13 protein-coding genes are annotated in these 13,804 nt (G+C 70.5%); all 13 read right to left on the reverse strand.

Going from position 1 to position 13,804, the window contains the following annotated elements; genetic code table 11:
• Positions 1 to 2: 2 nt before the first annotated feature.
• Entirely contained in the window at positions 3 to 155 is a 153-nt protein-coding gene (locus C4B68_RS04775) for a DUF6126 family protein (RefSeq protein ID WP_099502433.1), read from the reverse strand.
• Entirely contained in the window at positions 152 to 802 is a 651-nt protein-coding gene (locus C4B68_RS04780; RefSeq protein ID WP_099502432.1) for a helix-turn-helix domain-containing protein, read from the reverse strand. The genes C4B68_RS04775 and C4B68_RS04780 overlap by 4 nt, the downstream gene beginning before the upstream one ends.
• A gap of 61 nt (positions 803 to 863) precedes the next feature.
• The gene (locus C4B68_RS04785; protein WP_099502431.1) at positions 864 to 2,264 is read right to left on the reverse strand and encodes an aspartate aminotransferase family protein; all 1,401 of its coding nucleotides are present in this window, start codon (positions 2,262 to 2,264) and stop codon (positions 864 to 866) included.
• Complete coding sequence (gene dxs, locus C4B68_RS04790) at positions 2,261 to 4,213, reverse strand: 1-deoxy-D-xylulose-5-phosphate synthase (protein ID WP_099502430.1); 1,953 nt, start codon at positions 4,211 to 4,213, stop codon at positions 2,261 to 2,263. Before dxs ends, C4B68_RS04785 begins: the two co-directional genes overlap by 4 nt.
• 28 nt (positions 4,214 to 4,241) lie before the next feature.
• Positions 4,242 to 5,399: a flavodoxin-dependent (E)-4-hydroxy-3-methylbut-2-enyl-diphosphate synthase gene (ispG, locus tag C4B68_RS04795; protein ID WP_099502429.1), complete on the reverse strand. Its 1,158-nt coding sequence runs from the start codon at positions 5,397 to 5,399 to the stop codon at positions 4,242 to 4,244.
• 4 nt (positions 5,400 to 5,403) lie between these two features.
• Positions 5,404 to 6,426 carry an adenosyl-hopene transferase HpnH gene (hpnH, locus tag C4B68_RS04800; RefSeq protein ID WP_099502428.1) on the reverse strand — a complete coding sequence of 341 codons (1,023 nt, stop codon included), beginning with the start codon at positions 6,424 to 6,426 and terminating at the stop codon, positions 5,404 to 5,406.
• Between the two features lie 5 nt (positions 6,427 to 6,431).
• Positions 6,432 to 7,073, reverse strand: a complete 642-nt coding sequence (locus C4B68_RS04805; protein ID WP_099502427.1) for a phosphorylase family protein — start codon at positions 7,071 to 7,073, stop codon at positions 6,432 to 6,434.
• Positions 7,073 to 9,076, reverse strand: a complete 2,004-nt coding sequence (gene shc, locus C4B68_RS04810; RefSeq protein ID WP_099502426.1) for a squalene--hopene cyclase — start codon at positions 9,074 to 9,076, stop codon at positions 7,073 to 7,075. Before shc ends, C4B68_RS04805 begins: the two co-directional genes overlap by 1 nt.
• 112 nt (positions 9,077 to 9,188) lie before the next feature.
• Positions 9,189 to 10,319 (reverse strand): polyprenyl synthetase family protein, encoded by a 1,131-nt coding sequence (locus tag C4B68_RS04815; protein WP_099502425.1) that lies wholly within the window; start codon positions 10,317 to 10,319, stop codon positions 9,189 to 9,191.
• The gene (gene hpnE, locus C4B68_RS04820; RefSeq protein ID WP_099502424.1) at positions 10,316 to 11,725 is read right to left on the reverse strand and encodes a hydroxysqualene dehydroxylase HpnE; all 1,410 of its coding nucleotides are present in this window, start codon (positions 11,723 to 11,725) and stop codon (positions 10,316 to 10,318) included. Before hpnE ends, C4B68_RS04815 begins: the two co-directional genes overlap by 4 nt.
• A complete protein-coding gene (locus C4B68_RS44615; RefSeq protein ID WP_420824022.1) occupies positions 11,722 to 11,862 on the reverse strand; it encodes a DUF6380 family protein in 141 nt (46 codons plus the stop codon). Before C4B68_RS44615 ends, hpnE begins: the two co-directional genes overlap by 4 nt.
• Positions 11,862 to 12,812 carry a presqualene diphosphate synthase HpnD gene (hpnD, locus tag C4B68_RS04825; protein ID WP_167459009.1) on the reverse strand — a complete coding sequence of 317 codons (951 nt, stop codon included), beginning with the start codon at positions 12,810 to 12,812 and terminating at the stop codon, positions 11,862 to 11,864. The genes C4B68_RS44615 and hpnD overlap by 1 nt, the downstream gene beginning before the upstream one ends.
• Entirely contained in the window at positions 12,809 to 13,711 is a 903-nt protein-coding gene (gene hpnC, locus C4B68_RS04830) for a squalene synthase HpnC (RefSeq protein ID WP_099502423.1), read from the reverse strand. The genes hpnD and hpnC overlap by 4 nt, the downstream gene beginning before the upstream one ends.
• Positions 13,712 to 13,804 lie beyond the last annotated feature (93 nt).

The raw sequence follows: 13,804 nt of genomic DNA on the forward strand, positions 1-13,804 counted from the left end.
GGCTACTGGTGCTGCGCGCCCAGCTCGAACAGCAGATAGATGAAGGCCGCGAAGAGGTGGCCGACAGCGATGTAGATGATCAGCCGCACCCACAGGGCACGCGGGAACTTCTCCTCCAGGGACGACCGCTTCTTGGGCTCCGTGGGTTCTGTCATGACGTCTCTCCGGGGGTCGGAAGCCCCGTCGCCGGGCCGAGGCACAGCGCGGCGGTGGGGCTCTGCAGCAGGGTGTGTACGAACAGGAGCTCCGCCCCGTCGCCATCGGCGGCGGCGATGCGGTGCGGGGTGAGCGAGTCGAAGTGGGCGCTGTCGCCCGGCGCGAGCACGTACGCGGTGTCCCCGAGGCGCATTCGCAGCCGCCCCTGGAGGACGTACAGCCACTCCTCCCCGGGGTGGACACGCACGATGTCGCCCTGCGAGCGGTAGGGGACGCGCACCCGCAGCGCCTGCATGCCGCGACCGGCCGCGCCCGCTTGCCAGTACGTCCAGCCGCCCGCCGAGGTCGGGTCCATGCCGGCGGCGCGCACGACCGCGTCCCGGTCGGCGACCGTCTCGCCGAGCAGTTCGGAGACCGTCGTACCGTAGATACGGGCGAGCGCGAGCAGCATCGGCAGCGACGGCTGGCGCTGCCCGGTCTCCAGGCGCGAGAGGTGGGCGGGCGAGAGCCCGGCGGCGCGGGAGGCGGCCTCCAGCGTGAGGGAGGCGCGGCGGCGCAGCGCACGGAGGTGTGGTGCGACGACGGGCAGTTCGGCGGGCGGCTCGGCGGGCGGCTCGTCCACTGCCCCTGGCTCTACAGGGCTCATGTCTCCATTAAGCCCCAGATTTACCTCTGGGGCAAATTCCTTGCCCCAGAGGCAAAACTCCTCATCGGTTCGCGACTGCCTGCTTCACGAGCGTCTTCCCGAAGTCCCACATCAGCCCGCTCCCGCTGTGCGCGTCGTCCATGACGGCCGTGAAGGCCTCGACGAAGCGGTCCACGTCCTGCTCGCCGATGATCAGCGGCGGGATCAGCTTGATCACCTCCAGATGGTCGCCGGAGACCTGGGTGAGGATGCGGTGCCGTTGCAGCAGCGGTACGACCACCATCTGGGCGAACAGGCCTTTGCGCGCGGCCTGCAGCATGGTCCAGCGGCTGCGCAGCTTGAGCGACGTGGGCCGCCCGAACTCGATGCCGATCATCAGGCCCCGGCCGCGTACGTCACTCAGCAGCTCATACGTGTCGACGAGCGCCGCGAGCCGGGACTTCAGCCGCTCCCCGGTGGCCCGGACGCCCGCCACGATCTGCTCGTTCTCCATCACGGAGAGCACGGCCAGGCCCGCCGCCATGGCCTGGGCGTTCGAGCCGAAGCTCGCCGAGTGGACGAGGACCCGGTCCATCGACGAGTAGACCTTCTTGAAGATCCAGTCCTTGCCGAGGGTCGCGCCGACCGGCACATAGCCGCCGGAGAGGGCCTTGGCCACGCACACGAGGTCCGGTTCGACGCCTTCCTCGTGCTGGTAGGCGTAGAAGTCCCCGGTCCGCCCGAGGCCCGTCTGCACCTCGTCGGCGATGAGCAGCGCCTTGTGCTTGTGGAGCAGTTCCTGGGCGGCGCGCAGATATCCGGGCGGAGCCTCGTGCACGCCCTTGCCCTGGATGGGCTCGACGATGAGCGCGGCGACGTCGCCCTTCTTCAACTCCCGTGCCAGGGCGTCGAGATCGCCGAGCGGGACGGCCGTGTCGGGCAGCAGCGGGGCGAAGCCGTCGCGGAAGCCGTACTCGCCGTTCACGGACAGCGAGCCGGTGGTCAGCCCGTGGAAGGCGTGCGTGCAGTAGAGGATCCGCGGCTTGCCGGTGGCGTACCGGGCGAACTTCAGCGCGGTTTCGACGGCCTCCGTGCCGCTGTTGCCGAAGAACACCCGGTCCAGGTGCGGGCTGTGGCCGAGCAGCCGCTCCGCGAGGAGACCGGGGAGCGGCTGGCAGTCGAAGCGGGTGAGGTCGGCGAGCGAGGCGTCGAGGACGTCGTGCAGCGCCTGGCGGACGACGGGGTGGTGGCGGCCCAGGCCCATCACCCCGAACCCGGCGAGCATGTCCAGGTAGTCGTTGCCGTCCGCGTCCCAGAAGTGGGCGCCCTCGGCGCGCTCGTACACCTTGTCGAATCCGATGGTGTGCAGCATGCGCGGGAGCTGGTGGTTGAGGTACTTGGTGTGCAGCTCGTAGCGCTCGGCTCCGCGCTCGGCCAGCAGCGCGCCGAGGTCGAACTCCCGCTTCTGAGCAGGGTCGGTCATTCCTGTTTCTCCTTGAACAACTCTTCCTTGGACAGCTCGTCCGCGACCTTGGCCAGTTCGTCGTCGGCCTTGGACAGCTCGTCCTTGACGGCCAGGCCGGCGCTGATCCGCCCGGCTATCTCGACGGGCGTGAGACCGAGGTCGGCCAGCACCTCACCGCGCTTGGCATGCGCGAGGAACTGGTCCGGGATGCCGAACCGCCGTACGGGTACGTCGACTTCGGCGTCGCCCAGCGCCAGCGCGACCGCCGAGCCGACCCCGGCCGCCCGGCTGTTGTCCTCGACGACGGCGACGAGCCGGTGCTCGGCGGCGAGGCCGGGCAGCGAGGGGTCGACGGGTTTGACCCAGCGCGGGTCGACGACGGTGCAGCCGATGCCGCGGGCTTCGAGCAGTTCGGCGGCCTGGAGGCAGACGGGCGCCATGACGCCGACAGCGACGAGCAGCACCTCCGGGCGGTCCCCGCGATGCAGGACATCGAGCCCGCCCACCCGGTCGACGGCGGGAACCGAGGGCCCCACCGACTCCTTCGGGAAGCGGACGAGCGTCGGCGCGTCGTCCACGGCGACCGCCTCGCGCAGCTGGGCCCGTAACTGGTCGGCGTCGCGCGGCGCGGCGATCCTGAGGCCCGGTACGACCTGGAGGATCGACATGTCCCACATGCCGTTGTGCGAGGCTCCGTCGACGCCCGTGACGCCGGCCCGGTCCAGGACGAAGGTGACACCGCAGCGGTGCAGCGCGACGTCCATGAGGAGCTGGTCGAAGGCCCGGTTGAGGAAGGTGGCGTAGACGGCGACGACGGGATGCAGGCCACCCGTCGCGAGCCCGGCCGCGGACACCGCCGCGTGCTGCTCGGCTATCCCGACGTCCCACACCCGGTCGGGGAACTTCTCGGCGAACTTCCCGAGCCCGACCGGATGCAGCATGGCCGCCGTGATCGCCACGACGTCCTCGCGCTCGTCCCCGATCCGCACGATCTCGTCGCCGAACACCGAGGTCCAGGACGGCCCGTTGGAGGGCGCGAGCGGCTCGCAGGTGAGCGGGTCCATCACGCCGACCGTGTGGAAGTGGTCCTCCTCGTGCGCGAGCGCGGGCTCGTAGCCGCGTCCCTTCTCCGTCAGGCAGTGAATGAGCACGGGCCCGTGGAAGCGTTTCGCACGCCGCAGCGCCGACTCCACGGCCCCTACGTCGTGCCCGTCGATCGGCCCGACGTACTTGAGCCCGAGGTCCTCGAACATGCCCTGCGGCGCGAAGGCGTCCTTGAAGCCCTTCTTGGCACCGTGCAGCGACTCGTAGATGGTGTGGCCGATGACCGGCGTGCGCAGCAGTACGTCCTTGCCCCAGGCGAGGATCTGCTCGTAACTGTCCGTCGTCCGCAGGGTCGCGAGGTGGTTGGCGAGGCCGCCGATGGTGGGCGCGTACGAGCGTTCGTTGTCGTTGACGACGATGATCAGCGGGCGGTCCTTGGCGGCGGCGATGTTGTTCAGCGCCTCCCACGCCATGCCGCCGGTGAGGGCGCCGTCGCCGATGACGGCGACGACATGGCCCTTCTCGCCCTGTACTTGGCGGGCCTTGGCGAGCCCGTCCGCCCAGCCGAGCGCGGTGGACGCGTGGCTGTTCTCTATGATGTCGTGCTCGGACTCCTCGCGCGAGGGGTAGCCCGACAGGCCGCCCTTGCCGCGCAGCTTGGAGAAGTCCTGACGTCCCGTCAGCAGCTTGTGTACGTAGCTCTGGTGTCCGGTGTCCCACAGGATGCGGTCGACGGGTGACTCGAAGACCCGGTGGAGTGCGATGGAGAGTTCCACCACGCCCAGGTTGGGTCCCAGGTGACCGCCGGTCCTGGCGACCGCGTGCACCAGGAACTCCCTTATCTCGGCGGCCAGTTCACCGATCCCTGCCTCGGACAGCGCCTTCAGGTCGCGTGGTCCCCGGATGTTCTCCAGAATCGTCACGCTCGGGCCCCCTCTCGGTCCGTGCTGGTCAACTCACGGTGACGGCCGGTTCTCCGGACGCGACGCCGTCGTTCTCCATCTGCTCGGCGATCTTCATCGCCTCGTCGATGAGGGTCTCGACGATCTTCGACTCGGGTACGGTCTTGATGACCTCGCCCTTGACGAAGATCTGCCCCTTGCCGTTGCCGGAGGCGACCCCCAGGTCCGCCTCCCGCGCCTCGCCGGGGCCGTTGACGACGCAGCCCATGACCGCGACGCGCAACGGGACCTCCATCCCCTCCAGACCGGCCGTGACCTCGTCGGCCAGCTTGTACACATCGACCTGGGCGCGCCCGCAGGACGGGCACGACACGATCTCCAGACGCCGCTGACGCAGCCCGAGCGACTCCAGGATCTGGATGCCGACCTTGACCTCCTCGGCGGGCGGCGCGCTCAGGGAGACCCGGATGGTGTCCCCGATCCCCTCGCTGAGCAGCGCTCCGAAGGCGACGGCCGACTTGATGGTCCCCTGGAACGCCGGGCCGGCTTCCGTCACACCGAGGTGCAGCGGGTAGTCGCACTGGGCGGCCAGCTGCCGGTAGGCATTGACCATCACCACCGGGTCGTTGTGCTTCACCGAGATCTTGATGTCCCGGAACCCGTGCTCCTCGAAGAGCGACGCCTCCCACAGCGCCGACTCGACGAGCGCCTCCGGCGTCGCCTTGCCGTACTTCTGGAGCAGCCGCCGGTCGAGCGACCCGGCGTTCACCCCGATACGGATCGGGGTTCCCGCGTCCTTGGCGGCCCGCGCGATCTCCTTCACCTTGTCGTCGAACTGCTTGATGTTGCCCGGGTTCACACGCACCGCGGCGCAGCCCGCGGCGATCGCCGCGAACACGTACTTCGGCTGGAAGTGGATGTCCGCGATGACGGGGATCTGGGACTTGCGGGCGATGGTCGCGAGGGCGTCCGCGTCGTCCTGCGTGGGGCAGGCGACGCGCACGATCTGGCAGCCGGACGCGGTCAGCTCGGCGATCTGCTGCAGCGTGGCGCCGATGTCCGACGTACGCGTCGTCGTCATCGACTGCACCGACACCGGTGCTCCGCCCCCGACCGCCACCGGTCCGACCTGGATCTGCCGCGACACGCGACGCTCCGCGATCGGCCGGACCGGCACCTCGGGGAGGCCCAAGGAAACGGCGGTCATGACGTCACCCGCGGCTTTCCGTGAAGGTCTCGCGGGCGGCGCGCAGGGACTCCTTGAGGGAGCCCATGGTGGCGAGGACCGCGGTCGGCTCGTAGCCGCAGTGCGCCATGCAGTTGGCGCACCGGTCGTCCTTGCCGCGGCCGTAGGAGTCCCAGTCGGTCTCGTCCAGGAGCTGCTGGTACGTCTGCACGTACCCGTCGCTCATCAGGTAGCACGGCCTCTGCCAGCCGAAGAGCGAGTAGCTGGGGATCGCCCAGGCGGTGCACGGGAAGTCGACCTTGCCCTCCAGGAAGTCCAGGAAGAGCGGGCTCTGGTTGAGCCGCCAGCGGCGCCGGTTGCCGCCCGCGAAGGCCTTCTTGAACAGTTCCCGGGTCTGCTGGACGCCGAGGAAGTGCTCCTGGTCGGGGGCCTTCTCGTAGGCGTAGGCGGGCGAGAGCATCATCTCGTCCACCTTCAGGTCGTCGTTGAGGTAGTTGAGGACCTCGATGACGGTCTGCGGGGTGTCGGTGTTGAAGAAGGTCGAGTTGGTGGTGACCCGGAAGCCGCGCCGCTTGGCCTCCTTGATGGCCTCGACCGCCTCGTCGAAGACGCCCTCCTTGGCCACGGACTCGTCGTGGCGCTCGCGCAGCCCGTCGATGTGCACGGCCCACGCGAAGTAGGGCGAGGGCTTGAACTTGTCCATCTTCTTGCGCATGAGCAGCGCGTTGGTGCACAGGAAGACGAACTTCTTCTTGGCGACCAACTGCCGTACGATCTCGTCGATCTGCGGGTGCATCAGGGGCTCGCCACCGGCGATCGACACCATCGGCGCACCGGATTCGAGCACAGCGCCCACGGCCTGGGCCACGGGCATGCGCTGCTTGAGCACGCCCGCCGGGTGCTGGATCTTGCCGCAGCCCTCGCATTTGAGGTTGCACGCGAAGAGCGGCTCCAACTCGACGAGCAGCGCGAACTTGTCCCGCTTCCTGAGCTTCTGTTCAAACAGGTACGCAGCGACCTTCATGGACTGCCGAAGCGGCATGGCCATCTGGCTCACCTCCGGGGGAGCAGCAAAGAACGGTGCCATTCAAAGAAAGCGGGAAGGACGGCACGAAGAACACGGAAAGCTGATATTCCACCGCGGACCGTGCCGATACGGACGAGTTCATGTTCTGGAGCGTCCACGACCACCCGTACGGCCGCAACCGGGCGTGCGCCCGTGCGCGCGGCGCTGTGGAGCGTGGACGCCGATTCCATGTCAACCGCGATCGCGCCGGTCGCGAGCAGGTCCGCCCGTTCGTGACCGCGGACGACGTGATCGGAGCCGATGAGCGGCCCCGTGTGAACGGTGCGCCCGGGCATGGTGCGCACGAGTTCCTTGACCAGCAGGTCGGTTCCCGCGCACACAGTGGTGCCGCGTGGGTCCCGGGTCTCCTCGGCGACGACCAGGTCACCGGGGTGCATGCCCGGCGCGAGCCCGGCGCAGAAGCCCGTGGCCAGCACGGCGGCCTCGCGCAGCGCCGGGTCGGCGAGGACCCGGGTGACCGAGCGCGCGGCGGCCTTGGGCCCCATGCCCGTACGCAGCACGGTGACGGGCCCGGCGGCCCCCGTCCGGTCGCCGCTGCGCAGGGCGAGGTGCTCGATGCCGAGCGCGCAGGCGATCAGGAGCGGGGCCGGGTCGGGCTTGGTGCTCATCAACCCCCCTTGGCCGTGGCGAACGGCTCGCCGTGCACATACCGGCCGAGCGCGGTGAGCGGGAAGACCTGCCGGTAGAGGTGGTAGTTGATCGAGAAGTCCCACGGGAAGCCGGTACCGGTGAAGTACGGCTCGTCCCAGGAACCGTCCGCCAGCTGGGTCTCCGCGAGCCATGCGACCCCGCGCTCCACGGTCTTGGAGTCGTGCTCCCCGGCGGCGAGCAGGGCGAGGAGGGCCCAGCCGGTCTGGGAGGCGGTCGAGGCGCCGCGTCCGCTCCACTCGGTGACGTAGCGGTAGGAGCGCAGGTCCTCGCCCCAGCCTCCGTCGTCATTCTGCACGGACTCCAGCCACGCCACGGCACGCCGGATCACCGGGTGCGAGGCGGGCAGTCCTGCGGCGACGAGCGCCGGGACCACCGACCCGGTTCCGTAGACGTAGTTGACGCCCCAGCGCCCGAACCAGGAGCCGTTCGACTCCTGTTCGGCGAGCAGCCACTCGATGCCCCGGCGGGTGCGCGGGTCGTGCGCGAGTCCCTCGACGGCGAGCATTTCCACGACGTGCGCGGTGACGTCCGCGGACGGCGGGTCGATGACCTCCCCGAAGTCGCAGAACGGCAGCCGGTTGGGGAAGGCACTGGTGTTGTCGACGTCGAAGGCGCCCCATGCCCCGTTCTTCGACTGCATGCCGAGGTTCCAGCGCACCCCGCGCCCGATGGCCTTGTCGACGCGCTCCGGGTCGTGGTGCTGGACGCGGCGCAGCGCGAGGACGACCTCCGCGGTGTCGTCGATGTCGGGGTAGTTGTCGTTGTGGAACTCGAACGCCCATCCCCCCGGCGGGAGTTGGGGCCGCTTGACCGCCCAGTCACCGGGCCGCACGATCTCCTCGCCGAGCATCCAGTCCGCAGCCTTGACGAGCTGTGGGTGGTCGGCGGGCAGACCCGCGTCGACGAGCGCGATGGTCGCGAGGCAGGTGTCCCACACCGGCGACTGGCAGGCCTCGATCATCCGGGCGCCGTCCTCGCGCCACACGGCGAAACGGTCCAGCGAGGCCAATCCCTCGCGCATCACCGGGTGTTCGAGGTCGTAGCCGAGCAGACGCAGGGCGATGATCGAGTACACGGCGGGCGGCTGGATGCCTCCCCAGCAGCCGTCGTTCTCCTGCCGCTCGATGATCCAGCGGGCGGCCGTGTTCATCGCGGCCCTGCGCAGCCCGCGCGGCGCGACCTTGCGGAACTGGTGCAGGGCCTTGTCGAGGCGCTGGAAGACACCGTCCCAACTCGCCACGGGAGCAAGGGGCTTGACCGGGTTGGGGTTCCGCGGGTCGACGTGCAGCTCGTCGAGCGGGAACGGCGCGGGCCGCACCGGACGCTTCGCCGAGACGATGGTGAGCGGCACGATGGTCTGCCGCGCCCAGCACCCGAAGTCGTAGATGTTCAGCGGCATCCACTTCGGGAAGTAGATGAGCTCCGGCGGGAGTTCGGGCAGGTCGTCCCACTTCCACCAGCCGAACAGGGCGAGCCAGATCCGGGTGAAGACCCGGGAGGCGGCGATGCCGCCCCGCTCCCGGATCCACGCGGACGCCTTCGCCATGTGCGGCTCGTCCGGGGCGTCCCCGGCGAGCCGCAGGGCGACGTATGCCTCGATGGTGGTGGAGAGTTCGCCAGGTCCGCCGCAGAACGTGGCCCAGGTGCCGTCCTCGCGCTGCTCGCCGCGGATGAACAGTCCCGCCGCGCGTGTGGTCGACTCGTCGCGGATGCCAAGGAACTGACGCAGGAGCAGGTCCTCGGCGTCCATGGTGACGTTCGTCTCGAGGTCGCCCTTCCACCAGCCCTGGGCGTCCTGCCTCGAGAGCAGGAAGTCGGTGGCGCGCTGTACGGCGCGCGTGGCGGCGTCTCGGGTCTCGACTGTCCCGGCCGCCTCGGGAGTCGTCTCACTGTGTGTTCCGCTGGCCGAGGCAGCGCGGGGCGGCAGTGCCCCGGTGCTTCCGTCGGTCGTCGCTGTCATGGCTTCCCCTTCGTGCAGTGGTACGTCTCTGCTGTGGGTCCGCCGTCGGCCGGTGCTTCGATGCCCGCGGCACCGGCCGGCGACTACGCGAGGCTTATGCGACCGATAGTGATCATCTCTTCCGTACGACGACGAAGTCCGCGAGCGCCACGAACCGGGCCCGCACGTGGCCGGGCATCTGGACCGCGTCCAGGGCCTCGACGGCGATGGTGTGCTGGCGGCGCGCCTCCTGGGCGGTCCACTCGCGGCCGCCCGCCTCCTCGATGAGCGCGGCGCGCGCGGCGAACTCCTCCTCGGAGAAGTTCGCGAAGTCGCTGGCCTTGGCGTCCTCGGCGAGCAGTTGGCCGAGGCGCTCGGAGGCGGGCCCGCCCGCGGCGAGCGCGGCCACGACCGGCAGGGACTTCTTGCGCTGGCGCAGATCGCTCCAGGTCTGCTTGCCGGTGGCCTCCGGGTCGCCCCAGATGCCGAGGAGGTCGTCGACGGCCTGGAAGGCGAGGCCCAGGTGGTAGCCGTACTTCTCCAGCGCGTCGGCGGTGAAGTCGTCGGCGCCGCCGAGCACCGCGCCGATGGAGCTGGCGCAGGCGAGCAGGGCGCCCGTCTTGTTGCCCTCCATCTCCAGGCACTCCTCGACCGTGACGCGGTCGCGGTGCTCGTAGGAGATGTCCTGGGCCTGACCGTCGATCAGGGCGCGGGTGGCGGAGGTGAGGCGGCGGGTGGCGCGGCCCGCCTCGACGGTGCCGAGTTCCAGGAGGATCTCGTTGCCCAGCGCGAACAGGGCGTCGCCGACGAGGATCGCCTGGGCGGGGCCGTGCACCTTCCAGACGGTGTCGCGGTGGCGGCGCTGCTCGTCGCCGTCCATCAGGTCGTCGTGCAGCAGCGAGAAGTTGTGGACCAGTTCCACGGCGACCGCGCCCGGCACGCCCACCTCGGGGGCGGCGCCGGCGGCCTGCGCGGACAGGACGGCGAGCGCGGGGCGTACGGCCTTGCCGCCGTCGCCGTCCGCGGGGTTGCCCTCGGCGTCGATCCAGCCGAAGTGGTAAGCGGCGACGGTGTCCATGGGAGCTGCCAGGCGGTCGACGGCCGCCCTCAGTACCGGTGTGGTCAGGGTCCGGCCGCGCTCCAGGAGCGCGGTCACGTCCACCGCGTCGGCAGCCGTTTCGGCCGGGGGCACAGTGGGCACAGTCTCTCCTCTTGTTGCGATACCGGGGGTGCGGGGACCGGTCCCGTGCAGATCGAGCGTCACGCTGCCTCCTCGAAGAGCTCGAAGAGATGATCGCTGGGCCGGCCCAGGGCGCCGAGCGCGGCTCCCGCCGCGCCGACGCCACTGCGGACCGCACTCTCCATGGTCGCGGGCCACCCGGTGGCGGTCCACGATCCGGCCAGGTACAGGCCGGGGGCATTGGTGCGAGCGCCGGGCCGCAGCCGCCCGACGCCCGGGGTGGGTGCGAACGTCGCCGTGCGCTCCCGGGTCACGAAGAAGTCCTTCACGTGCGCCCCGCGCGTGGCCGGCAGCAGTCGCTCCAGCTCCGGCAGATAGCGCTCGCGCAGGACGGAAACGGGATCGTTGATCTCTTCCTGCGCGGCCGACTGCGACAGCGCGAGGTACTGGCCCTCGGTGAGCCCGGACGCCCCGGTCCGGTCGAAGACCCACTGCACCGGGGAGCCGAGCGCCGCGAAGAACGGCCTGCTCAGCACCTTCCGGTCGTAGACGACATGGACGTTGAGGATCGGCGCGGTGCCGATCTCCAGGAGCCGTTCAGGGGCGTCGAGCGCCCCCTCGGGCAGCAGTTCGTGGGCCTCGCGCTGGGGTACGGCGAGGACGACCGAGTCGGCCTCGATGCTCTCGCCGGGAACCTGAACGCCCCAACGCCCGTTTTCGTCAAGGGAGATGGAGGTGACGCGTGTACGGACCTCGGTACGGACGCCCGCGGAGTCGAGCGCCTTGCGGGCCAGGGTGTCGTGCAGTTCGCCCAGCGGGACGCGAGCCCAGCCGATGTCGGCCGCGCCCGGGTCGGACAGCAGACCGGTCTTGAACACCATCGCGGCGAGCCCGAGCGAGGCGTCGCCGGCCACCGCGTTGAGGGTGGCGACCCCGACAAGGTCCCACAGTGCTTCGACGGCACGCTGCGACTGACCGTGCCGGGCGAGCCAGTTGCCGAAGTTCTGCGCGTCGAGTGCCGGATCGGCGAGGTCCAGGCTCTTGAGGGCCAGTGCGGCACGCCCGACCTTGGCGCGTTCGGCGAGCGAGAGGTGCGGGTAGGTGGCGAGGCTGCGCGCCAGATGCAGCGGAACGGGCAGCGCGGCGCGGCTGAGCCGGCCCAGGCGCCGTCCTGGTGTGCCCTCGGCGTCGAGAACGGGCACGTCGAGACGATCCTGCAGAGGCGCGAGCGCGGCTCCGTCGATGCGGTCGAGGAACCAGCGGTAGGCGGTGCAGCAGCGCAGATACACATGCTGGCCGTTGTCGACGGTGAGGTCGCCGCGCTGGAAGGAGAACGCGAGACCGCCGAGCCGCGGGCGCCCTTCGAGCAGGGTGACCCGTACACCGGCGTCGGCGAGCGCGAGCGCGGCGGTGATCCCGGCGAGTCCTCCGCCGACCACTACCGCGGCTGCCCCGCCGGAGCTGCCCGCGGAACGCGTGACGTCGCTCATCGTGCACCCTCCCCCGCGGCCGCGCCGTGATGATCGAGCGGTGCGCGGCCGGCCGTTGCAGTCTGGGACGCCACCCGGCAGCGGAGGGTTGCCCGCCACTTTTCGCCGATGGAATCACCTTGGCCCATTTTGTCCATCAGGCACGCCTCCTGACGGTACGGCGGGACACATGCCGGGCGTCGAGACCGGACAGGCCGCGCACGGCGACGTACGCCTTCTCGCGCCCGGGCAGCGAGACCCGGCCGCGCAGCACGGCCTCCGGCTCGCGCTCGATGCGGTCGAGGAGGCGGCGGTAGATGCCGGCCATGGCCGCGACGCAGGCGCCGCTGCGCCGGTCGAGCATGGGCAGCAGGCGGTAGCCCTCGGCGAAAAGGGCGCGGGCCCGACGCACTTCGAAGTGCACGAGGCCCGCGAAGTCGGAGCCGGGCGGTGGTGTCGACCCGTCGAACCCGGCCGAGCAGCCGAACTTGGCGAGGTCGTCGGCGGGCAGATAGGTACGCCCGCCCGCGGCGTCCTCGCGTACGTCCCGCAGGATGTTGGTGAGTTGGAGCGCGAGCCCGAGCGTGTCGGCGTACTCCGGCGCGCGCTCGGCGCCGCGCGCCCCCGGTTCCGTGCCGAACACGCCGAGCGAGAGCCGCCCGATCGCTCCGGCCACGCAGCGGCAGTAGACCTTCAGGTCGTCCCAGGTCTCGTAGGTCTCACCGCGTACGTCCATGAGGACGCCGTCGATGAGTTCGTCGAGGCCGCCGAGGGGTACCGGGAAGTACGCGGCGGCGTGACTGAGGGCGACGGCGACCGGGTCGGTGTCGTCCTCGTCGACGGAGCCGGCGCGGATGCGGGCGAGCAGGGCCCGGGTGTCCTCGAGGCGGGCCACCTTGACGTCCGGTGCGAGCGCGCCGTCGCCGATGTCGTCGACACGCCGCGAGAACGCGTAGAGCGCCGACATCGCGCGGCGCTTGGGCGTGGGCAGAAGTCTGATGCCGTACGCGAAATTGCGGGCCTGCTGACCGGTCACTGCCTCGCAGTAGCTGTAAGCGGCGAGTACCGGTGCGGACGTGTGCGGTAGAGACTCCACGGTCCGGATCACCCCTTTCCTCGCAGAATCACTCCCACCTCGCGCAGCAACTGGAGCTTGCCGGGCTTGGGCGGGCCGGGAAGTACGTCGTATCCGTCGGCGGCAACCGCACGGATCGCCGCCCTTCCCCCCGCAACGAACCCCGCGAGCAGCAGCTTCAGCCTGCCGTGGACGCTACCCACGAGGGGGGTGCCTTCATTCAGGAGGTGCACGGCGCGTTCCGCCTCGTAGGCAATCAGTGCGCGCACCGATGCGTCTGCCGTGGCGGCGGCGAGATCCGCCTCCTGGACGTGAAAGCGCTTCATGTCCACGGCGGGCAGGTAGATCCGGTCGCGGCCGAGGTCCTCGGCGACGTCCTGGAGGTGCTCGACGATCTGCAGAGCCGTGCACACCGCGTCGGAGCGGCGGACGCGCTCGGGTGTGGAGGTGCCGGTGACGGAGAGAACCAGGCGGCCGACGGGGTTGGCGGACAGCTCGCAGTACGCGAGGAGGTCGTCGTAGGTCTCGTACCGCCTCACCAGCTGGTCCTGGCGATTGGCGGCGATGAGCCCGAGGAAGGGCTCTGGGGTGAGGCCCGCGCGGCGGACGGTGGGCTGGAGCCGGCGCAGCAGGGGGTGGCGCGGGGTCGAGTCGAACACGCGGTGAAGATCGGCTTCGAAGGCGTCGAGCAGGAGGAGGCGGTCCTCGGCCTCCTCGGGCGACACGCCGAGCAGGCAGGCGTCCGCGCCGCCGGGGGCGAGGTCGCCGTCACCGATGTCGTCGACGAGGCGGGCGAAGCCGTACACGGCCATCAGGTCGTCGCGCCAGGCCCTGGGCAGGAAGAAGGGCGCCACAGGGAAGTTCTCGGCCGCGGCTTTGTCGAGCGTGTCGCGCTCCGGATCGCCGGTACGCGCCGAACCGGCATCGGTCACCGCTCGCCACCCGGCGCGGGGACGGCACACGCATCGCGGAGCTGGAGAGTTTGCGTAGCCATTGCCGTCACATCTCCCGTTCTACACTGCCGA

Source organism: Streptomyces dengpaensis (genome assembly GCF_002946835.1).
Lineage (GTDB): Bacteria > Actinomycetota > Actinomycetes > Streptomycetales > Streptomycetaceae > Streptomyces > Streptomyces dengpaensis.

Coding starts and splice junctions, on each gene's coding strand:
- C4B68_RS04775 (WP_099502433.1), bottom strand. CDS start 155: ATGACAGAACCCACGGAGCCCAAGAAGCGGTCGTCCCTGGAGGAGAAG.
- C4B68_RS04780 (WP_099502432.1), bottom strand. CDS start 802: ATGAGCCCTGTAGAGCCAGGGGCAGTGGACGAGCCGCCCGCCGAGCCG.
- C4B68_RS04785 (WP_099502431.1), bottom strand. CDS start 2,264: ATGACCGACCCTGCTCAGAAGCGGGAGTTCGACCTCGGCGCGCTGCTG.
- ispG (WP_099502429.1), bottom strand. CDS start 5,399: ATGACCGCCGTTTCCTTGGGCCTCCCCGAGGTGCCGGTCCGGCCGATC.
- hpnH (WP_099502428.1), bottom strand. CDS start 6,426: ATGGCCATGCCGCTTCGGCAGTCCATGAAGGTCGCTGCGTACCTGTTT.
- C4B68_RS04805 (WP_099502427.1), bottom strand. CDS start 7,073: ATGAGCACCAAGCCCGACCCGGCCCCGCTCCTGATCGCCTGCGCGCTC.
- shc (WP_099502426.1), bottom strand. CDS start 9,076: ATGACAGCGACGACCGACGGAAGCACCGGGGCACTGCCGCCCCGCGCT.
- hpnE (WP_099502424.1), bottom strand. CDS start 11,725: ATGAGCGACGTCACGCGTTCCGCGGGCAGCTCCGGCGGGGCAGCCGCG.
- C4B68_RS44615 (WP_420824022.1), bottom strand. CDS start 11,862: ATGGACAAAATGGGCCAAGGTGATTCCATCGGCGAAAAGTGGCGGGCA.